The sequence below is a fragment of the Streptomyces sp. CBMA123 genome (assembly GCF_014596465.1).
In the GTDB taxonomy this organism is placed as follows: domain Bacteria; phylum Actinomycetota; class Actinomycetes; order Streptomycetales; family Streptomycetaceae; genus Kitasatospora.
The window spans coordinates 1-19,382 of the sequence record NZ_MECK01000637.1 but is presented as its reverse complement, the minus strand read 5'-3'; the positions used below and the strand labels follow the sequence as shown (position 1 = coordinate 19,382).

Here is a 19,382-nt window from a genome sequence, read left to right as displayed (position 1 = left end):
TCAGCCCCTCACCGCGCGCCGGACCCGGGAGAGCAGGCCGCTCCTGGGCGCGGTCGCGGCGCGCACCTCGGCCCGGATCAGCCGCGCCAGCTCGTCGCGCTCGGCGGGCTGCGCCGGCACGTTCGGCAGGGTGCCCTGCTGCTTGGCGACGGCCTTGCGGACGCCGTAGCTGAAGGCGGCGACCTTCATCAGCGGTCCGCCCAGGGTGGCGGCCGCGGTGGAGGAGAGGGCCTTGGCGTTGGCGGCGGCGTCCTGGACGTTGGCGGTGATCTCGTCCACCCGGTCCAGCTGCTCGTTGGCGCTGCGCACCGCGGCGCCCGCGTCGGTCAGCAGGGGCACGGCCTGCTCGGTGACGGCGGAGACCAGGACGGCGGCCTCCTTCAGCACCCGGGAGAGGCGGACGAGCACGACGGCGAGCAGGGTGACCAGGACCGCCCAGAACACGGCGACGAGCAATCCGGCCAGCTCTCCCACGGACACCTTTGCGCGCTCCCTCGCCTTGTTGCTCTTCAGGGGGAACCCTATCGCGCCGACGCCCGCTTTCCGGACCGGGTCACGGCCGTGGCCTCGTCCGGGTGTGCGAACCGCGCGCGTAACCTACCGGCCGGTCACCTCGTTCTGCCAGGCGGGCCGTCGCCCGTACGGCCCGACGCACGTCCGGACCGCCGCGGTCCGGGCCGGGACAACGGGGAGCAGCGCTTGGCCGGCGACTGGACAGCACAGCCCGCGGCGTGGCCGCGCGAGCCGGAGCCGGGACGGCTCCCGGCCGAGGTGACGGGCTTCGTCGGGCGGCGGCGGGAACTGGCCGAGCTGGCCGGCCTGCTCGCCGGAGCCCGGCTGGTGACGGTGACCGGCCCCGGCGGGGTGGGCAAGAGCCGGCTCGCGCTGCGGGCGGCGGCCCGGGCGGCCGGGGCGTTCCCGGACGGCACCTGGCTGGTGGACGTGGCCCCGGTGCAGGATCCGCTACTGCTCGGCCACGCCGTGCTGGAGGCGCTGCGGCTGACCGACGGCACCGCCCGGCCGCCGCTGGACGTGCTGGGCGACCACCTGGCCGGGCGCCGCCTGCTGCTGGTGCTGGACGGCTGCGAGCACCTGGTGGAGGCCTGCGCCGAGCTGACCGACGCGCTGCTGCGCGGGGTGCCCGGCCTGCGGGTGCTGACCACCAGTCGGGCCGCGCTGCGGGCCTCGGGCGAGCACCTGCTGACACTGGCCCCGCTGCCGGTCGACCCGCTGCCGCAGCCGCGGGCCGGCCTGGGCGTGCTGCCGGACGCGGTGCGGCTGTTCGCCGACCGGGCCCGGGCGGTGGTGCCGGCCTTCGAGGTGACCGAGGCGAACGCGGAGGCGGTCGGCCTGCTCTGCCGCCGGCTGGACGGTATCCCGCTGGCGGTGGAGCTGGCCGCCGGGCGGCTGCGGGCGCTGTCGGTGGAGCAGATCACCGCCCGGCTGGACGACCGCTTCCGACTGCTCACCGGGGGCTCCCGGACGGCCCTGCCGAGACACCGGACGCTGCGCACCACGATCGGCTGGAGCCATGAGCTGTGCACAGTGCAGGAACGTTTACTCTGGGCCCGCCTGTCGGTCTTCGCCGGCAGTTTCGACCTGGAGGCCGCCGAGTACGTCTGCGCCGGCGAGGGCATCGAGCCCGAGGACGTGCTCGACCTGCTCGACGAACTCGTCGCCAAGTCCGTGGTACTGCGCGAGGAGAGCGCCTTCGGCGTCCGCTTCCGCCTGCTGGACACCCTGCGCGAGTACGGCGGCCACTGGCTGCGCGCCGCCGGCGAGGAGCAGCGGCTGCTGCGCCGCCACCGGGACTGGTACCTGGGCGTGGCCACCTGGGGCGAGGTGGAGTGGTTCGGCCCCCGGCAGGCCGAGACCGCCGAGCGCACCCGGCTCGCCCACACCAATCTGCGCGCCGCGCTGGAGTTCTGCCTCGCCGAGCCCGGCGAGGAGCAGATCGCCCTGCTGCTGGCCGGCACCCTCTGGTTCTACTGGGTCGGCTGCGGCCACCTCGGCGAGGGCCGGCACTGGCTGGACCGCGCGCTCGCCCTGGACCGCGAACCCACCGAGGTCCGGGCCAAGGCCCTGTGGGTGACCGGCTACACGGCCACTCTCCAGGGGGACCTCGGCGCCGCCCGCCCCGCCCTGGAGGAGTGCCGCCGCCAGGCGCTGGACACCGGCGACGACCGGGCGCTCGCCTACGCCGTCCACCGCCAGGGCTGCGCCGCCCTGATCGGCGACGACCCGGAGCGCGCCACCGAGCTGTTCGAGGAGGCGCTCTGGCACTACCGGACCATCGGCGAGCTCAACAGCAACGTGGTGATGGCCATGATCGAGCTGGGTCTCACCTACCTGATCCAGGGCGACCTGGACAGCGGCGAGCGCTGGTTCGGCCAGGCCCGCGAGGTCTGCGAGAAGCACGGCGAGCAGTGGGCGTACGCCTACGTGCTGTACGCGACGGCCTACTCGCACTACCTGGACGGCGCCGTCCAGCCGGCCCGCGCCCTGGCCCGCGAGTGCGTCCGGCTGAACCACCACTTCCACGACCTGCTCGGCATCGTGCTGGGGATCGACCTGCTGGCGCTGCTGGAGACCGAGCCGGCCGGGCCGGGCGAGCCGGCCGACCTGTGCGAGGCCCGGGTGCTGCAGGGCGCGGCGCACCGGATCTGGCGCGCGGTCGGCAACCCGTTCCTGGGCTCGCGTTCCTTCTTCGGTCTCCACCAGGAGTGCGCCGAGCGGGCTCGCGCCGGGCTCACCGAGCAGGAGTACGAGGACTGCTTCCGGGCGGGCGGCCGGCTGGAGCTGGACGCCGCCGTCTGGCGGGCGCTCGGCGGCGGGGGCTCGGCGGACGGCCCGGAACCCGGCTCCGGCCCCTGCTCGGTGCCGCCCGCGCCGGCCCCGGCACCGGTGCGGAATAGCTGAAGCTTGCCGATTGCTTGAGCGAGCAAGGATCCACCCGGAAGGAGCATCATGGCCATCCACGACGAGTACCGCCTCGCGAACTTCTACTTCGAGTCCAAGGCGTACACCGACGCCGCCCGCATGCTGGAGGGCGTGCTGGCCGAGGAGCCGGCCAACCTCTCCGTCCGGCTGCTGCTGGCCCGCAGCTACTTCCACTCCGCCCAGCTCGGCCGCGCCGAGGCCGAACTGCGCCGCATCCTCGAACTCGACCCGGCCGAGGACTACGCCCGGCTGATGCTCGGCCGCACCCTGGAGCGCCGGGGCCGCGCCGAGGAGGCCCGCCCGCACCTGCGGCTGGCCGCCGCCATGACCGGCACGGACCTCTGAGGCACCGGCACCGGAGGAAAGCAGGGAGCCCCCGCCGCCTCGAAGGGCGACGGGGGCTCGCTGGTGGTTCCGCGAAGTGCGAACCGAGCGCGGGTCAGCGCGAGTAGTACTCGACGACCAGCTGCTCGTCACAGATCACCGGGACCTCCTTGCGCTGCGGCGCACGGTCCAGGCGGAAGGCCAGGGCCTTCAGGTTGACCTCGAGGTACTTCGGGGTCTGGCCCTCACCCGCGTAGCCACCCTCACGGGCGACCTGGAAGGGGACCTTCTCCTTGGAGCGCTCGCGGACGGTGACCACGAAGCCCGGCTTCATCTGGAACGACGGCTTGTTGACCTTGCCGCCGTTGACCTCGATGTGGCCGTGGACGACCATCTGGCGGGCCTGGTAGATGGTGCGGGCGATGCCCGAACGCAGGACCAGGGAGTCCAGACGGGTCTCCAGGTCGGCGACGAGCGCCTCACCGGTCTTGCCCTCGGCCTTCTTCGCGCGGTCGAACGCGCGCGCCATCTGCTTCTCGCTCAGGTCGTACTGGGCGCGCAGACGCTGCTTCTCGAGCAGACGGACCTTGTAGTCCGAGTTCTGCTTGCGACCACGGCCGTGCTGGCCGGGCGGGTACGGGCGGGCCTCGAAGTACTTGACGGACTTCGGGGTCAGCGGCACGCCGAGCGCACGCGCGATCTTGACCTTGGGACGCTTCTGGTTCGCCATGAACCAAACCTTCCTTGCTTACGAATACGGCTTTCACCAGGTGTTGACGGAGGTCGCATGTCGCGACCCGGAGAAAACCCCGACGCCTGCGCGAAGGGATCAGCCGCTCTCCGGAGCCGGGCACAAGATGTGCTGGTCACACGAAGGGCCCGGAGAACCGGGCCGTCCGCGACACCGAAACGGTGCGCGACGCTCCTGATGCGGGCCTCCCGGAGGAGGCCTACCGCCGGTGTCCCGCTGGTGCGGCCGGTCGGTGGGGTCTCCCCCGCCGCCGTCCCGGGACATGGCACTCCGACGAAGTATACCCGTCGATCACTCGCCCTCTTCCCCGGGCCGCCGCTCCGCCTTCGGCTCCACCGGCTCGGGCTTCTTCGCGGGCTGCTTCTCGGGCTTGGTCTCCGCCTTCTTCTCCGCCTTCTTCTCCACCCGGCGTTCCCCGCGCAGCCGCCCTCGGGTCCACTCCACGGTGTCCGCGTAGCGCACCTCGCCGCCGCGCCGGTTCGGCCGGTAGTACTCCCGGCCGTGCACCGAGTCCGGCGCGTACTGCTGGGCGGCGATGCCCTCCGGCAGGTCGTGCGGGTACTGGTAGCCCCTGCCGTGGCCGAGCTTGCCCGCGCCACCGTAATGGGCGTCCCGCAGGTGCGGCGGGACGGCCCCGGCCAGCCCCTGCCGGACGTCCGCCAGCGCCGCGTCGATCGCCAGGTAGGCCGAGTTGGACTTGGGCGCCAGGGCCAGCGCGATCGCCGCCTGGGAGAGGATGATCCGGGCCTCCGGGAAGCCGATCAGCGCCACCGCCTGGGCCGCCGCCACCGCCGTCTGCAGCGCCGTCGGATCGGCCAGGCCGACGTCCTCGCTGGCCGAGATCATCAGCCGCCGGGCGATGAACCGCGGGTCCTCCCCCGCCTCGATCATCCGGGCCAGGTAGTGCAGGGTGGCGTCCACGTCGCTGCCGCGGATCGACTTGATCAGCGCGCTGGCCACGTCGTAGTGCTGGTCGCCGTCCTTGTCGTAGCGCACCGCCGCCTGGTTGACGGCGGTCTCGGTGGTGGCCAGCGAGATGCTCGCCTCGCCCTTCTCCAGCGCCGCCCCGGCCGCCGCCTCCAGGGTGGTCAGCGCCCGCCGGGCGTCCCCGCCGGCGAGCCGCACCAGGTGGTCCTCGGCCTCCTCGGTCAGCTCCAGCGCGCCCTCCAGGCCGCGCTCGTCGGCCACCGCGCGGCGCAGCAGCGCCCGGATGTCCTCGTCGGTCAGCGACTCCAGGGTGAGCAGCAGCGAGCGGGACAGCAGCGGGGAGATCACCGAGAAGTACGGGTTCTCGGTGGTCGCCGCGATCAGGGTGACCCAGCGGTTCTCCACCGCGGGCAGCAGCGAGTCCTGCTGGGCCTTGGAGAAGCGGTGGATCTCGTCCAGGAACAGCACCGTCTCCCGGCCGGACATGCCGACCGCCCGCCGGGCGCCGTCGATCACCGCCCGGACCTCCTTGACCCCGGCGGTGATCGCGGACAGCTCGACGAACCGGCCCTCCACGGCCTGGCTGATCACGTGCGCGAGGGTGGTCTTGCCGGTGCCCGGCGGACCCCAGAGGATCACCGAACTGGTGGCCGCCGGGCCGCGCGAGTTGGCGACCAGCCGCCGCAGCGGCGAGCCCGGCTTCAGCAGCTGCCGCTGCCCGGCCACCTCGTCCAGCGTGCGCGGGCGCATCCGCACGGCCAGCGGGGCCCGGCCGGGCTCCCTGGCCTGGCGTTCCTCGGCGGCGGCGGTGAAGAGGTCCGGTTCGTCCACACCGGAAGCCTAGTAGAGGCGACCGACAGCCCTCCCCGTACGGCTCCGGCTACGCCAGTCCGGCGGCGTGGTCCGGAACGTACTTCTGCAGGTCCCGCGGGGGCCGCTGGTAGCCGCGGGAGGCCGGGCGGGGCGGCAGCTCGATCCTGGGCGGGGTGACCTCGCGGTACGGCACGGAGGAGAGCAGGTGGGCGATCATGTTGATCCGGGCCCGCCGCTTGTCGTCGCTCTCCACCACGTGCCAGGGCGACTGCGGGATGTCGGTGTAGACGAACATCTCGTCCTTGGCCCGCGAGTAGTCCTCCCAGTGCGCGATCGACTCCACGTCCATCGGGGAGAGCTTCCAGCGCTTCATCGGGTCCTCCAGCCGGGCCCGGAACCGCTGCTCCTGCTCGGTGTCGCTCACCGAGAACCAGTACTTGCGCAGCAGGATGCCCGCCTCGATCAGCATCTGCTCGAAGGCCGGGCACTGGTGCAGGAACTGCCAGTACTCCTCGTCGCTGCAGAAGCCCATCACCCGCTCGACCCCGGCCCGGTTGTACCAGCTGCGGTCGAACAGCACGATCTCCCCGGCCGCCGGCAGGTGTTCGGCGTACCGCTGGAAGTACCACTGGGTCTTCTGCCGCTCGGTCGGGGTGGGCAGCGCCACGACCCGGGCGATGCGCGGGTTCAGGTACTCCGTCACCCGCTTGATCGCCCCGCCCTTGCCGGCCGCGTCCCGCCCCTCGAAGACCACCACCAGGCGGGCGCCCTCGACCCGCACCCACTCCTGGAGCTTCACCAGCTCCTGCTGCAGCCGCAGCAGCTCGCGCTCGTACGGCTTGATCCCCAGTCGTTTCGGCTTCGCGGTCCGCTGCTCCTCGGCCACCCTCGGGTCCTCCGTCCGGCTGCTGCTGATGACCCTTCACCGTATGCGCCGAACGCTGACTCCGCAGTCGGGGCGGACCGGTCGGGGCGGACAAGCCCGGGGAGGACTCGCAGGACGGACGACTACACCTCGACGAACGGCTCCGGATAGCGGCAGAGCCCGCGCGGGCCGCCGTCGTAGGCCGTGAGCGGGAGCGCCTGGAAGTACGCCTCCGGCACCTCGAACGGCCCGGAGACCTCGTGCCGCCCGGCCGGGGTGAAGCCGAACCGCCCGTAGTACTCCGGGTCGCCGAGCACCACCACCAGCTTCTCCCCCGCCGCCTCGGCGGCCGACAGCGCGGCCCGGACGACGAGTTCGCCGACGCCCTGGCGCTGCCACTCGGGCGCGACCGCGACCGGGGCGAGCGCCAGCGCGTCACCGGTCCCGCCGCCGTCGCCGACCCGCAGCCGGGTCAGCAGGGCGTGCCCGATCACCAGCCCCGTGTCGTCCACCGCGACCAGCGACAGCCCGGGCAGCCAGGCGGGGTCGCGGCGCAGCGCGTCCACCAGGTCCGCCTCGTCCGGGCCGGGGAACGCGGCCATGTGCACGCGTCTGGTCGCCGGGGCGTCCTGCGGACATTCGACTCTCGTTGTGACCTGCATGGGTCAACCCTCCCTGTGTCACACGACGTTGTGGACCGGCCCCGGACGGTGGGTGGACCGTCCGGGGCCGTCGCAGGTTAGCGCGTATGACGAGGCATCAGCTCTTGGGCTGCGCCTCGGACTTGGCATCCTCGCGGACCTTCGGCTGGGCGTCCACGCCGGCCTCCCGGCGCTGCGCCGGGGTGATCGGGGTCGGAGCGCCGGTCAGCGGGTCGCCACCGGTGGACGTCTTCGGGAAGGCGATGACGTCGCGGATGGTGTCGTACCCGCCCAGCAGGGTGACGATCCGGTCGAGGCCGAAGGCGACCCCGCCGTGCGGCGGCGGGCCGTAGTTGAAGGCGTCCAGCAGGAAGCCGAACTGCGAGGCCGCCTCCTCCTCGGAGAGGCCGATCGCGTCGAACGCCCGCTTCTGCACGTCCCGCTGGTGGATACGGATCGAACCGCCGCCCAGCTCCGAGCCGTTGAGCACCAGGTCGTAGGCGTTGGACAGCGCCGAGCCCGGGTCGGTGTCGAAGCTGTCCAGCGACTCCGCGGTCGGGGCGGTGAACGGATGGTGCACCGCGTGCCAGCCCTGGAACTGGCCCTTGTCGTCCTCGATCGGCTCGAACATCGGGAAGTCGACGACCCAGAGGAACGCCCACGCGGACTCGTCGATCAGCTCGCAGCGCTTGCCGATCTCCAGACGGGCGGCGCCCAGCAGCTCCTGCGAGGCGCGCTCCTTGCCGGCCGCGAAGAAGACCGCGTCGCCGTTCTTGGCGCCGGCCGCGGCGGCGAGGCCGGCCAGGTGCTCCGCGGAGAGGTTCTTGGCGACCGGGCCGCGCAGCTCGCCGGTCTCGGCGTCGATCAGCACGTAGGCCAGGCCCTTGGCGCCGCGCGCCTTGGCCCAGTCCTGCCAGGCGTCCAGCTGCTTGCGCGGCTGGGAGGCGCCGCCCGGCATGACCACGGCGCCGACGTACGGGGCCTGGAACACGCGGAACTCGGTGCCCTTGAAGTACTCGGTGAGGTCGGTGAGTTCCTGGCCGAAGCGGACGTCCGGCTTGTCGGAGCCGTAGCGGCCCATGGCGTCCGCGTAGGTCATCCGCGGCAGCGGGTTGGGGATCTCGTAGCCGTGCACCTCGCGCCAGACGGCACCGATGATCTTCTCGCCGAGGGCCAGGATGTCCTCCTGGTCGACGAAGGAGGCCTCGATGTCCAGCTGGGTGAACTCCGGCTGCCGGTCGGCGCGGAAGTCCTCGTCGCGGAAGCAGCGGGCGATCTGGTAGTAGCGCTCCATGCCGGCCACCATCAGCAGCTGCTTGAACAGCTGGGGCGACTGCGGCAGGGCGTACCAGTGGCCGGGCTGCAGGCGGACCGGGACGAGGAAGTCGCGGGCGCCCTCGGGGGTGGAGCGGGTGAGGTACGGCGTCTCGATGTCGAGGAAGTCGTTCTCCTCCATCACCCGGCGGATGATGTTGTTGACCTTCGAGCGCAGCCGCAGGCCCTTGGCCGGGCCCTCGCGGCGCAGGTCCAGGTAGCGGTAGCGCAGCCGGACCTCCTCGTTGACCGTGCCGGGCTCGTACTCGGCCACCGGGAACGGGAGCGGGGCGGCCTCGGAGAGGACCTCGATCTCGCTGACGACGACCTCGACCGCGCCGGTCGGGATGTCCGGGTTCTCGTTGCCCTCCGGGCGGACCCGGACGTCGCCGACGACCTTGACGCAGTACTCGGCGCGCAGGCCGTGCACCGAGTCGAGGTCGCGGACCACGATCTGCACGGTGCCGGAGGCGTCGCGCAGGTCGATGAAGGCGACGCCGCCGTGGTCGCGGCGGCGGGCGACCCAGCCGGCCAGGGTGACGGTGGTGCCTGCGTGCTCCGGGCGGAGCGTGCCCGCGTCGTGCGTGCGGATCACAGCTGCTTCTCCTTCAGGGTGGTGACGAGTGCGTCGAGGGCGACGGGGGTCTGCTCGCCGGTGCTCATGTCCTTGAGCTGGACGACGCCCTCGGCGAGGTCCCGGTCACCGGCGATCAGGGCGAAGCGGGCGCCGGACCGGTCGGCGGACTTCATGGCGTTCTTGATGCTCTTGACGCCGAAGGCGAGGTCGGTGGCGACGCCGGCCCGGCGCAGCTCGACCACCTTGGCGAACAGCAGGTTCTTGGCCTCCTCGCCGAGCGCGACGGCGTAGACGGAGGTGGCGGCCGGCAGTTCGAGGGCGACGCCCTCGGCCTCCAGCGCCAGGTAGGTGCGGTCCACGCCGAGGGCCCAGCCGACGGACGGCAGCGCCGGGCCGCCGATCATCTCGGACAGGCCGTCGTAGCGGCCGCCGCCGCCGATCGCGGACTGGGCGCCGAGGCCGTTGTGCACGAACTCGAAGGTGGTGCGGGTGTAGTAGTCCAGGCCGCGGACCAGCTTCGGGTCGTCGACGAAGGCGACGCCGTTGGCGGTGAGCAGCTCGCGCACCTTCTCGTCGTACGCCTTGCACTCCTCGCACAGGAAGTCGCGCAGCATCGGGGCGCCGACCAGCTGCTCCTGCACCGACTCGCGCTTGTCGTCCAGCACGCGCAGCGGGTTGATCTCGGCGCGGCGGCGGGTCTCCTCGTCCAGGTCCAGGCCGGAGAGGAACTCGATCAGAGCGGCGCGGTAGACCGGGCGGCACTGCTTGTCGCCGAGGCTGTTGAGCAGCAGCGAGTAGTCGCTCAGGCCCAGCGAGCGGAAGGCGTCGTCGGCCAGGATGATCAGCTCGGCGTCCAGCGCCGGGTCCTCGGCGCCGATCGCCTCCGCGCCGACCTGGGAGAACTGGCGGTAGCGGCCCTTCTGGGCGCGCTCGTAGCGATAGTACGAGCCGGAGTACCAGAGCTTGACCGGCAGGTTGCCCTGCTTGTGCAGGTTGGCCTGGAGCGCCGCGCGCAGCACCGAGGCGGTGCCCTCCGGGCGCAGCGCGAGGTCGTCGCCGCCCTTGGTGGTGAGGGTGTACATCTCCTTGGAGACGATGTCGGTGGACTCGCCGACACCGCGCGAGAACAGCTTCACGTCCTCGAAGACCGGGGTCTCGACGTAGCCGTAACCGGCCCGGCGGGCGGGCGCGGCGATGCGCTCGCGGATCGCCAGGAAGGTCGCGGAGCTGGGGGGCAGCAGGTCGTAGGTGCCCTTGGGGGCGGTGAAGGTGCTCAACTTCTCTTCCGTCACATTCCTCGTCGCGGGAAAGCCGGGGCGCCGGCCGCCCCCGCTGCCTGTCGGAGGTAGGGGTTGGTGGCGCGCTCGCGGCCGATGGTGGTCTGTCCGCCGTGGCCGGAGAGGACCACGGTGGCGTCGTCGAGGGGCAGGCACACCCGGGCCAGCGAGCGCATGATCGCTTCGCCGTCCCCGCCCGGGAGGTCGGTACGCCCGATGGAGCCGGCGAACAGCAGGTCGCCCGAGAACAGCACCGGGGGGAGGTCCTCGGCACCGGGCGTCCGGAAGGTCACCGACCCCCCGGTATGGCCCGGGGCGTGGTCCACGGTGAGCTGCAGGCCGGCCAGCTCCAGCACGCTGCCGTCGGTGAGCTCGCGCACGTCGTCGGGCTCGCCGACGGTCAGCTCGCCCATCAGCTGGGTGCCCAGGGAGCGGCCGAGCGACTTCTCCGGGTCGGACATCATGTACCGGTCCTCGGGGTGGATCCAGGCCGGGATGCCGCGGGCGCCGCAGACCGGGACCACCGAGGCGACGTGGTCGATGTGGCCGTGGGTGAGCAGCACGGCGACGGGCTTGAGCCGGTGCTCACGGATGAGTTCCTCGACACCGCTCGCGGCCTGGTGGCCGGGATCGACGATGACGCACTCCTCGCCCGCCCCCGGGGCGACCAGGTAGCAGTTGGTGCCCCAGGCTCCAGCGGGGAATCCGGCGATGAACACGCGCGTCCTTCGGGTCTGTGCGGCGGGGGGCTGCGGTGGCTACCAGTAGTGATGACGTAAGGGAAGCCTACCGGCGGTGCGGGTCCGGTTGCGAACCAGATCCACGGTGACGGGCTGGGCCACCTGACAGGTTCACCGCGCCCTTACGGGCCCGGTCCCTACACTTGGCCGCCGATGGATGCGATGATCCGCTCCGGAACCCCTCCACATTTTCCCGCACATGCTCAGGAGACACGGCCGGTGGTCAGCAGCGAACAGCGGCGGCGGCAGCTCGCCCGCGAGAAGTACGAGCGCCAGATGGAGCGCCGCGCCGAGGCGGCGTCCGCCCGCAAGCGGCGCAACACGATCCTGGGCGCCTCGCTCGCCGTGGTGGTGCTGGCGGGCGGCGGCACGCTGTTCGCCACCGGGGCGTTCAGCTCCGACGACAAGGACAAGAGCGCCTCGGCCGCCTCCAGCGCGCAGGCCGCGCCGACCCAGGCCGACCCGACCGCCGCGCCGACCCGCAAGCCGGTCGAGGGCTGCGCCACCCCGGCGCCGGGCTCGCCCAACAACAAGCAGTTCAAGGCCGAGCCGGCCATGTCGATCGACCAGGGCGCCTCGTACACCATGGCGCTGGACAGCAACTGCGGCAAGGTCACCATCGCGCTGGACGCGGCCAAGGCCCCGCACACCGTGAACTCGTTCAACTTCCTGGCAGGCGAGCAGTTCTTCGACCACACCAAGTGCCACCGGCTGACCACGGACGGCATCTTCGTGCTCCAGTGCGGTGACCCGACCGCCAGCGGTTCGGGCGGCCCCGGCTACAAGTTCGCGGACGAGAACCTGACCGGCGCGACCTACCCGGCCGGCACCGTGGCGATGGCCAACTCCGGCGCGGGCACCAACGGCAGCCAGTTCTTCCTGGTCTACAAGGACACCCAGCTGCCGCCGAACTACACCCCGTTCGGCAAGATCACCGGTGGTCTGGACGTGGTCCAGAAGATCGCCGCCGCGGGCACCCTGGAGGGCTCCCCGGACGGCCACCCGATGGCCGACGTCACCTTCAACTCGGTTACCGTGTCGAAGGGTTGACCGACCCCGGGGCCACCGGCGGCGGGCGCGCCAAGCGCCCCCGCCCGGCCCCGGACCGAAATCGCCCGGCCCGGATGCGGACAGCACCGGGCCTGGTCGCCTATGTTGGCGTTGTATAGGGTGCCCGGACCCGCCTAGCCGTCACCCTCGGCAGCAAGGCACGGCGGACGGGGACGGCGGACTCATCGGTCCGCCGCACATCAACTGTGGACGACGGTCGCGCGCCGCCCCGGCGCGGGCGCGACGTCATGTGGAGGACGCGCTATGAGCAGCGACCCGTGGGGCCGTGTGGACGAGCAGGGCACGGTGTACGTCAGGACGGCCGACGGCGAACGCGTCGTGGGTTCCTGGCAGGCCGGCTCGCCCGAGGAGGCCCTCGCCTACTTCGAGCGCAAGTACCAGGGCATCGAGGTGGAGATCGGCCTGCTGGAGAAGCGGGTGCGCACCACCGACCTGGCCGCCAAGGACGCCCAGACCGCGCTGGAGCACCTCCGCGCTCAGGTGACCGAGGGCCACGCGGTGGGTGACCTGGACGCGCTGGCCAAGCGGCTGGACACGCTCACCGGTGAGATCGAGAGCCGCCGGGAGGAGCGCAAGGCCGCCCGCGCCAAGGCGCAGGACGAGACCCGCTCCGCCAAGGAGGCCCTGGTCTCCGAGGCCGAGCAGCTCGCCGAGTCCACCCAGTGGCGGGAGGCCGGCGACCGGCTGCGCGCCCTGGTGGACACCTGGAAGGGCCTGCCGCGGCTGGACCGCAAGAGCGACGACGAGCTGTGGCACCGCTTCTCGCACGCCCGCTCGGTCTTCTCCAAGCACCGCAAGGCGCACTTCGCGACCCTGGACGCCGAGCGCGAGCAGGCCCGGCAGGTCAAGGAGGCGCTGGTCTCCGAGGCCGAGGCGCTCTCCTCCTCCACCGACTGGGGCACCACCGCCGCCACCTACCGCGACCTGATGGCGCGCTGGAAGGCCGCCGGCCGGGCGCAGCGGGACGTCGAGGACGAGCTGTGGGCGCGGTTCCGCGGCGCCCAGGACGTCTTCTTCCAGGCCCGTTCCGCGGTGTTCAGCGAGCGGGACGCCGAGCAGGTGGAGAACCAGAAGCTCAAGGAGGCGCTGGCCGCCGAGGCCGAGGCGATCCTGCCGATCACCGACCTCAAGGCCGCCAAGGCCGCGCTGCGCGAGGTCAACGAGCGCTGGGAGGCCATCGGCCACGTGCCGCGCGACGTCCGTCCGAAGCTGGACGGCCGGCTGACCGCGGTCGAGCGGGCCATCCGCGAGGCCGAGGACGCCGACTGGAAGCGCTCCAACCCGGAGGCCAAGGCCCGGGCGGCCGGCATGGTGGGCCTGTTCCAGGCGAAGGCCGACAAGATCCAGACCGACCTGGACAAGGCCCGCGCCGCCGGCAACGCCTCCAGGATCGCCAAGCTGGAGTCCGAGCTCTCCGGCGTGCAGACCCTGCTGGAGCAGGCGCACAAGAGCCAGGAGGAGTTCAGCGGCTGATCCGTCGGCCCGCTGAACGGCGAAGGCCCCCGGGGTGCTCCCCGGGGGCCTTCCTCATGCGCCGTGTCTCACTTGCGGGCCGAGGTGACCCGGTAGACGTCGTACACGCCCTCGACGCCGCGCACCGCCTTGAGCACGTGGCCCAGGTGCTTGGGGTCGCCCATCTCGAAGGTGAAGCGGCTCATCGCCACCCGGTCCCGGGAGGTCTGGACCGCCGCCGACAGGATGTTGACGTGCTGGTCGGAGAGCACCCGGGTGACGTCCGAGAGCAGCCGGGAACGGTCCAGCGCCTCGACCTGGATGGCCACCAGGAAGACCGAGGACTGGGTGGCCGCCCACTCGACGTCGATCATCCGCTCGGGCTGCTGGCTCAGCGACTCGACGTTGACGCAGTCGGCGCGGTGCACCGAGACGCCGTTGCCACGGGTGACGAAGCCGACGATCGGGTCGCCCGGCACCGGGGTGCAGCAGCGGGACAGCTTGACCCAGACGTCCTCGACGCCCTTGACGATCACACCCGGGTCGCCCTTGGCCCGGCGGCGCACCGCCCGCCGGTTGTCGTGGGTCGGGGTGGCCGTCTCGGCGAGGTCCTCGGTGGCGCCCTCCTCGCCGCCGAGCGCCTGGACCAGCTTCTGGACGATGTTCTGCGCGGCGACGTGCCCCTCGCCGATGGCGGCGTAGAGCGAGGAGATGTCGGGGTAGCGCATCTCGTGGGCCAGGGTGACCAGCGAGTCGCCGGTCAGGATCCGCTGGATCGGCAGGCCCTGCTTGCGCATCGCCCGGACGATCGCCTCCTTGCCGTGCTCGATCGCCTCCTCGCGGCGCTCCTTGGAGAACCAGGCGCGGATCTTGTTGCGGGCGCGCGGGGACTTGACGAAGCCCAGCCAGTCCCGGGAGGGGCCGGCGTTCTCCGCCTTGGAGGTGAACACCTCGACGGTGTCGCCGTTCTCCAGGGTCGACTCCAGCGGCACCAGCCGTCCGTTGACCCGAGCCCCTATGGTCCGGTAGCCGACCTCGGTGTGCACCGCGAAGGCGAAGTCGACGGGGGTGGCGCCGGCCGGGAGGGCTATCACGTCGCCCTTGGGGGTGAAGACGAAGACCTCGTTGCTGGCCAGGTCGAAGCGCAGCGACTCCAGGAACTCGCCCGGGTCGGCGGTCTCCTTCTGCCAGTCCAGCAGCTGCCGCAGCCAGGCCATCTCGTTGACGGCGCCGGCCTTGTCGTCCTTGCGGACCTGGGTCGGGGTGTCGGTGCGGACCTTGGAGGCCCCGGCGACGGCGCGCTGCTTGTACTTCCAGTGCGCGGCGATGCCGTACTCGGCCCGCCGGTGCATGTCGAAGGTGCGGATCTGGAGTTCGACGGGCTTGCCGCCGGGGCCGATCACCGTGGTGTGCAGCGACTGGTACATGTTGAACTTGGGCATCGCGATGTAGTCCTTGAACCGCCCCGGCACCGGGTTCCACCGCGCGTGGATGGTGCCCAGCGCCGCGTAGCAGTCGCGGACGGTGTCGACCAGGACCCGGATGCCCACCAGGTCGTAGATCTCCGCGAAGTCCCGGCCCCGGACGATCATCTTCTGGTAGACCGAGTAGTAGTGCTTCGGCCGGCCGGTGACGGAGGCGGTGATCCGGGCGCCGTGCAGGTCCGCCTGGACCTGGTCGATCACGGTCGCCAGGTACTCGTCCCGCTTGGGGGCGCGCTCGGCGACCAGCCGGACGATCTCGTCGTACATCTTGGGGTAGAGGATCGCGAAGGCGAGGTCCTCCAGCTCCCACTTGATGGTGTTCATGCCCAGCCGGTGCGCCAGCGGGGCGTAGATCTCCAGCGTCTCGCGGGCCTTCTTCTCCTGCTTCTCCCGCTTCAGGTAGCGCATCGTGCGCATGTTGTGCAGGCGGTCGGCCAGCTTGATCACCAGGACCCGCGGGTCCTTGGCCATCGCCACGACCATCTTGCGCACGGTCTCGGCCTGCGCGGCCTCGCCGAACTTGACCCGGTCCAGCTTGGTGACGCCGTCGACCAGCAGGGCCACCGAGTCGCCGAAGTCCTTGCGCAGGGTCTCCAGGCCGTAGTCGGTGTCCTCCACGGTGTCGTGCAGCAGCCCGGCCATCAGCGTCGCGGCGTCCATGCCCAGCTCGGCCAGGATGGTCGCGACGGCCAGTGGGTGGGTGATGTACGGGTCGCCGCTCTTGCGCTTCTGCCCTCGGTGCCACTTCTCGGCGACGGCGTAGGCGCGCTCGATGTCGCGCAGCAGCGCCGGGTCGGCCTTGGGGTCGTTCGCCCGGATCGAGCGGAACAGCGGTTCCAGGACGGGGTTCAGCACGCTGGAGCGCTGGCCGCCGAGGCGGGCCAGTCGGGCGCGCATGCCGCCGCTGCCGGAGCCGCGGCCGAGCGGGGAGAGCTGGCGCGAGGAGGTCGGTGTCGGGCGTGCCGGGGTGGCCCCCGAGGGCGTGGGACGGTCTTCGGGGGCGGCCGCTGCGGCCGTGGGCACAACCTCGTCGGGCAAGGACACTCCTCGGGGCACCGGGGCCGACCCCTGCCGAGGCCCGTACGGTCCGGGCGCAACCGGGAGGGGATGAATCTTCATGGTACCGAGCCGGGCGGCTCGCCGTTCATCCGGCCGGGCCCGGAGACGGAAGGGCGGCGGTCGGATGATCCGACCGCCGCCCTTCCCTCATGACCTTCAGACCGTGACCAGCGTCTCCAGCGGAGCGCCGGCCAGGTGCCCGGCCAGCCGCTCGCGGCCGTCCAGGAAGCCCAGCTCCATCAGCACCACGACGCCCACCAGCTCGGCGCCGGCCTCCTTCACCAGGTCCAGCGAGGCACCGATGGTGCCACCGGTGGCCAGCACGTCGTCCACCACCAGCACCCGCTCACCGGGCGCGAAGGCGTCGCACTGCACCTCCAGCGTCGCCGAGCCGTACTCCAGCTCGTACGAGCGCCGGAACACCTCGCCGGGCAGCTTGCCCTGCTTGCGGATCGGCACGAAGCCGAGCCCGGCCGCGACGGCCGCCGGAGCCGCCAGCACGAAGCCGCGCGCCTCCAGGCCCACCACCTTGGTCGCCCCGAGCGCCTTCGCCCGGTCCGCCAGCGCCCGGGTGAGGGCGCCGAAGGCCTCGGCGTCGGCGAGCAGCGGCGCGATGTCCTTGAACAGCACACCCGGCTTCGGGTAGTCCGGGACGTCCCGGATCCGGCTGTTCAGCAGCTCGGCCAATGCGGTGTCGGCGGTGGTCACGGTTCTGTCCTCAGGGTCGGGTGCGGTTCAGCGCTTGGTGGACGGACGGCCCTTGTCACGCGGGGCGCCGGCCGAGCGGCCACGCTGACCGACCATACCCGCAGGCTGATCGTCGTCCGCGCCCTCGTCCGCCACCACCGCGTCCGAGGCCTCCGCCTTGGCGGCCGCGGCCCGGTGCTGCAGGACGCGCTTGCGCAGCGCCTTCATCTCCGGCTGCTCCTCCTTGAGCTGCGCCAGCAGCGGGGTGGCGACGCAGATCGAGGAGTAGGCACCGGCCGCGAGGCCGATGAACAGCGCGAGCGAGATGTCGTTCAGGGTGCCGGCGCCCAGGAGGCCGCCGCCGATGAACAGCAGCGCGGCGACCGGCAGCAGCGCCACCACGGTGGTGTTGAGCGAGCGCACCAGGGTCTGGTTGAGGCCCGCGTTGGCCGCCTCGCTGTAGGTGAGCTTGTTCTGCTTGGTGATCCCCTTGGCGTTCTCCTTCACGGTGTCGAAGACGACGACCGTGTCGTAGAGCGAGTACCCGAGGATGGTCAGGAAGCCGATCACCGTACCGGGGGTGACCTCGAAGCCGACCAGGGCGTAGACGCCGATGGTGATCAGGAGGTCGTGGATCAGCGCGACCAGGGCGGCCAGCGCCATCCGCCACTCGAAGGCGATCGCCAGGTAGACCGTCACCAGGACCATGAAGACGACCAGACCGGTGAGCGCCTTGTTGGAGATCTGCTTGCCCCAGCTGGGGCCGATCACCTGGGCCTCGACGGTGTCCAGCGGCACGCCGAGCTTCTGCGAGAGCTGCGAACGGATCTCGTCCGAGCTCTTCGGCTCGTCGGTGCTGACCTGGATGCGGATCTTGTCGTTGTCGGTCGACTGCACCAGCGGGTGCGAGGAGACGACGCCGTCGGCCGTGTCCTGCGCCTGCGAGATCGTCAGGCCCGGCTTGGTCACGGTGTAGACCGAGCCGCCCTTGAACTCGATGCCCAGGTGCAGGCCCATCGCCAGGCCGATCGCCGCGACCAGCACGATCACGCCGGAGATGGAGTACCAGAGCTTCCGGCGCCCGACGAAGTCGAAGCTGACCTCGCCCTGGTAGAGCCGGTGTCCCAGATTGGAGAAGCGCGACACGGTGTCAGGCCTCCTTCACGGCGGCAGAGGAGGGGTTGCGACGACGGCTGCTGCGCAGCGGCGGGCGGGCGCCCAGCCGCTTCGGGTCCACACCGGACCACGGGTGGCCGTCGGAGAAGAACTTCCGTCGGGCCAGCAGCGTGATCAGCGGCTTGGTGAAGAGGAAGATCACCACGACGTCCAGCGCGGTGGTCAGACCCAGGGTGAACGCGAAGCCCTGGACCTTGCCGACCGAGACCACGTAGAGCACCGCGGCACAGAGGAAGGACACGAAGTCCGAGACCAGGATGGTGCGCCGGGCCCGCGGCCAGGCCCGCTGGACCGCCGGGCGCAGCAGGGCGCCCTCGCGGACCTCGTCGCGGATGCGCTCGAAGTACACGATGAAGGAGTCCGCGGTGATACCGATCGCGACGATCGCGCCGCAGACCGCCGGCAGGTTCAGCGCGAAGCCGATCCCGCCGCCGAGCAGGCTCATGATCGAGTAGGTCAGGGCCGCCGAGACGAGCAGACCGCCGATCGAGACCAGGCCGAGGCCGCGGTAGTAGAGCAACGAGTAGGCGACCACCAGCAGCATGCCGATCGCGCCGGCGACGAGGCCGGCCTTCAGCTGGTCGCTGCCCAGCGCCGGGGAGACGGTGGTGATGTCGCCCTTCTGGAACTCCAGCGGCAGGGCGCCGAAGCTCAGCACGTTGGAGAGGTCCTGCGCCTCGGGCTGGGTGAACTGGCCGGTGATGACCGCGCTGCCGCCCGGGATCGCGCTCCTGACCTCCGGGTGGGAGACCACCTGGTTGTCCAGCACGATGGCGAACTGGTTGTTCGGCGGGGCCTGGGTGGCCAGCGCGCCGGTGACCTTGGTGAAGGCGTCGGTGCCGGTGCCGTTGAACTGCAGCTGGACCTGCCAGCCGGCACCGGTCTGGGTGTCGAGGCTGGGCTGGGCCTTGGAGACGTCCGAGCCCTTCACCGCGACGGGGCCGAGGGCCAGCTTCTCGTAGTAACCGGCCTTGACGGGCTTCTGCGAGCAGGCGACCACCGCCTTGTCGTCGGCGCCGGTCTGGGCGGCGCGCGCCTCGGGCTTGGTGCAGTCGAGGTCGGCGAACGCGGTCTGCAGCTCCGGCGGGACGGTGCCCTGGGTCATCGCGGCGGTCAGGTCGGCGGCGCTCGGCTGGGTGGGCTGGGCGCTCGGCGCGGCCGAACCGGTGGCGGCGGCGGACGGGCTGGCGCTGACGCCGGTGGCGGCAGCGGTCGGGGTGGAGCCCTCGGCAGCCAGCGCCTCACCGACCGAGCGGCCCTGCTTGGTGGCGCTCGCGCTGGCGG

16 protein-coding genes are annotated in these 19,382 nt (G+C 71.9%); 4 read left to right on the top strand and 12 right to left on the bottom strand.

The genetic code is table 11. The features are described 5' to 3' along the window. Positions 1-480 carry a DUF948 domain-containing protein gene (locus BG452_RS44345; protein WP_188310075.1) on the bottom strand — a complete coding sequence of 160 codons (480 nt, stop codon included), beginning with the start codon at positions 478-480 and terminating at the stop codon, positions 1-3. Between the two features lie 219 nt (positions 481-699). On the opposite strand from BG452_RS44345, the gene BG452_RS44340 reads away from it, so the two are divergent. Continuing rightward, complete coding sequence (locus tag BG452_RS44340; protein WP_188310074.1) at positions 700-2,919, top strand: ATP-binding protein; 2,220 nt, start codon at positions 700-702, stop codon at positions 2,917-2,919. 48 nt (positions 2,920-2,967) lie between these two features. After that, complete coding sequence (locus BG452_RS44335) at positions 2,968-3,285, top strand: tetratricopeptide repeat protein (RefSeq protein ID WP_188310073.1); 318 nt, start codon at positions 2,968-2,970, stop codon at positions 3,283-3,285. A 94-nt stretch (positions 3,286-3,379) separates the two neighbouring features. Here the strand turns inward: BG452_RS44335 and rpsD are convergent, their stop codons facing one another. The 7 genes from rpsD to BG452_RS44300 all read right to left on the bottom strand — a co-directional run bounded on the left by rpsD (position 3,380) and on the right by BG452_RS44300 (position 11,148). Then, positions 3,380-3,994 (bottom strand): 30S ribosomal protein S4, encoded by a 615-nt coding sequence (gene rpsD, locus BG452_RS44330; RefSeq protein ID WP_030240707.1) that lies wholly within the window; start codon positions 3,992-3,994, stop codon positions 3,380-3,382. 312 nt (positions 3,995-4,306) lie between these two features. Continuing rightward, positions 4,307-5,773 carry a replication-associated recombination protein A gene (locus BG452_RS44325; RefSeq protein WP_317621530.1) on the bottom strand — a complete coding sequence of 489 codons (1,467 nt, stop codon included), beginning with the start codon at positions 5,771-5,773 and terminating at the stop codon, positions 4,307-4,309. Between the two features lie 49 nt (positions 5,774-5,822). Continuing rightward, positions 5,823-6,641, bottom strand: coding sequence for a polyphosphate kinase 2 (ppk2, locus tag BG452_RS44320; RefSeq protein ID WP_317621529.1), 819 nt, complete (start codon positions 6,639-6,641; stop codon positions 5,823-5,825). 122 nt (positions 6,642-6,763) lie between these two features. Next, a complete protein-coding gene (locus tag BG452_RS44315; protein ID WP_188310072.1) occupies positions 6,764-7,282 on the bottom strand; it encodes a GNAT family N-acetyltransferase in 519 nt (172 codons plus the stop codon). Between the two features lie 97 nt (positions 7,283-7,379). Next, positions 7,380-9,170 (bottom strand): aspartate--tRNA ligase, encoded by a 1,791-nt coding sequence (gene aspS / locus BG452_RS44310; RefSeq protein ID WP_188310071.1) that lies wholly within the window; start codon positions 9,168-9,170, stop codon positions 7,380-7,382. Further along, the gene (gene hisS / locus BG452_RS44305; protein ID WP_188310070.1) at positions 9,167-10,429 is read right to left on the bottom strand and encodes a histidine--tRNA ligase; all 1,263 of its coding nucleotides are present in this window, start codon (positions 10,427-10,429) and stop codon (positions 9,167-9,169) included. The genes aspS and hisS overlap by 4 nt, the downstream gene beginning before the upstream one ends. Before the next feature lie 11 nt (positions 10,430-10,440). Then, complete coding sequence (locus BG452_RS44300; RefSeq protein WP_188310069.1) at positions 10,441-11,148, bottom strand: MBL fold metallo-hydrolase; 708 nt, start codon at positions 11,146-11,148, stop codon at positions 10,441-10,443. Between the two features lie 240 nt (positions 11,149-11,388). Between BG452_RS44300 and BG452_RS44295 the strand changes: the two genes are divergently transcribed. Continuing rightward, positions 11,389-12,219, top strand: a complete 831-nt coding sequence (locus tag BG452_RS44295; RefSeq protein ID WP_188310068.1) for a peptidylprolyl isomerase — start codon at positions 11,389-11,391, stop codon at positions 12,217-12,219. 264 nt (positions 12,220-12,483) lie between these two features. Continuing rightward, complete coding sequence (locus BG452_RS44290) at positions 12,484-13,713, top strand: DUF349 domain-containing protein (RefSeq protein WP_188310067.1); 1,230 nt, start codon at positions 12,484-12,486, stop codon at positions 13,711-13,713. Between the two features lie 68 nt (positions 13,714-13,781). Here BG452_RS44290 and BG452_RS44285 read toward each other — a convergent pair whose 3' ends face one another. The 4 genes from BG452_RS44285 to secD form a co-directional block, all read right to left on the bottom strand. Continuing rightward, complete coding sequence (locus BG452_RS44285) at positions 13,782-16,295, bottom strand: RelA/SpoT family protein (RefSeq protein ID WP_411293108.1); 2,514 nt, start codon at positions 16,293-16,295, stop codon at positions 13,782-13,784. A 96-nt stretch (positions 16,296-16,391) separates the two neighbouring features. Beyond that, complete coding sequence (locus BG452_RS44280; RefSeq protein ID WP_188310065.1) at positions 16,392-16,943, bottom strand: adenine phosphoribosyltransferase; 552 nt, start codon at positions 16,941-16,943, stop codon at positions 16,392-16,394. Between the two features lie 27 nt (positions 16,944-16,970). Continuing rightward, entirely contained in the window at positions 16,971-18,068 is a 1,098-nt protein-coding gene (gene secF, locus BG452_RS44275) for a protein translocase subunit SecF (protein ID WP_188310064.1), read from the bottom strand. A gap of 4 nt (positions 18,069-18,072) precedes the next feature. After that, positions 18,073-19,382: protein translocase subunit SecD (gene secD / locus BG452_RS44270; protein WP_188310063.1), on the bottom strand; the 1,310-nt coding region annotated here is incomplete at its 5' end.

Coding starts and splice junctions, on each gene's coding strand:
- BG452_RS44315 (WP_188310072.1), bottom strand. CDS start 7,282: ATGCAGGTCACAACGAGAGTCGAATGTCCGCAGGACGCCCCGGCGACC.
- BG452_RS44290 (WP_188310067.1), top strand. CDS start 12,484: ATGAGCAGCGACCCGTGGGGCCGTGTGGACGAGCAGGGCACGGTGTAC.
- BG452_RS44335 (WP_188310073.1), top strand. CDS start 2,968: ATGGCCATCCACGACGAGTACCGCCTCGCGAACTTCTACTTCGAGTCC.
- rpsD (WP_030240707.1), bottom strand. CDS start 3,994: ATGGCGAACCAGAAGCGTCCCAAGGTCAAGATCGCGCGTGCGCTCGGC.
- BG452_RS44285 (WP_411293108.1), bottom strand. CDS start 16,295: ATGAAGATTCATCCCCTCCCGGTTGCGCCCGGACCGTACGGGCCTCGG.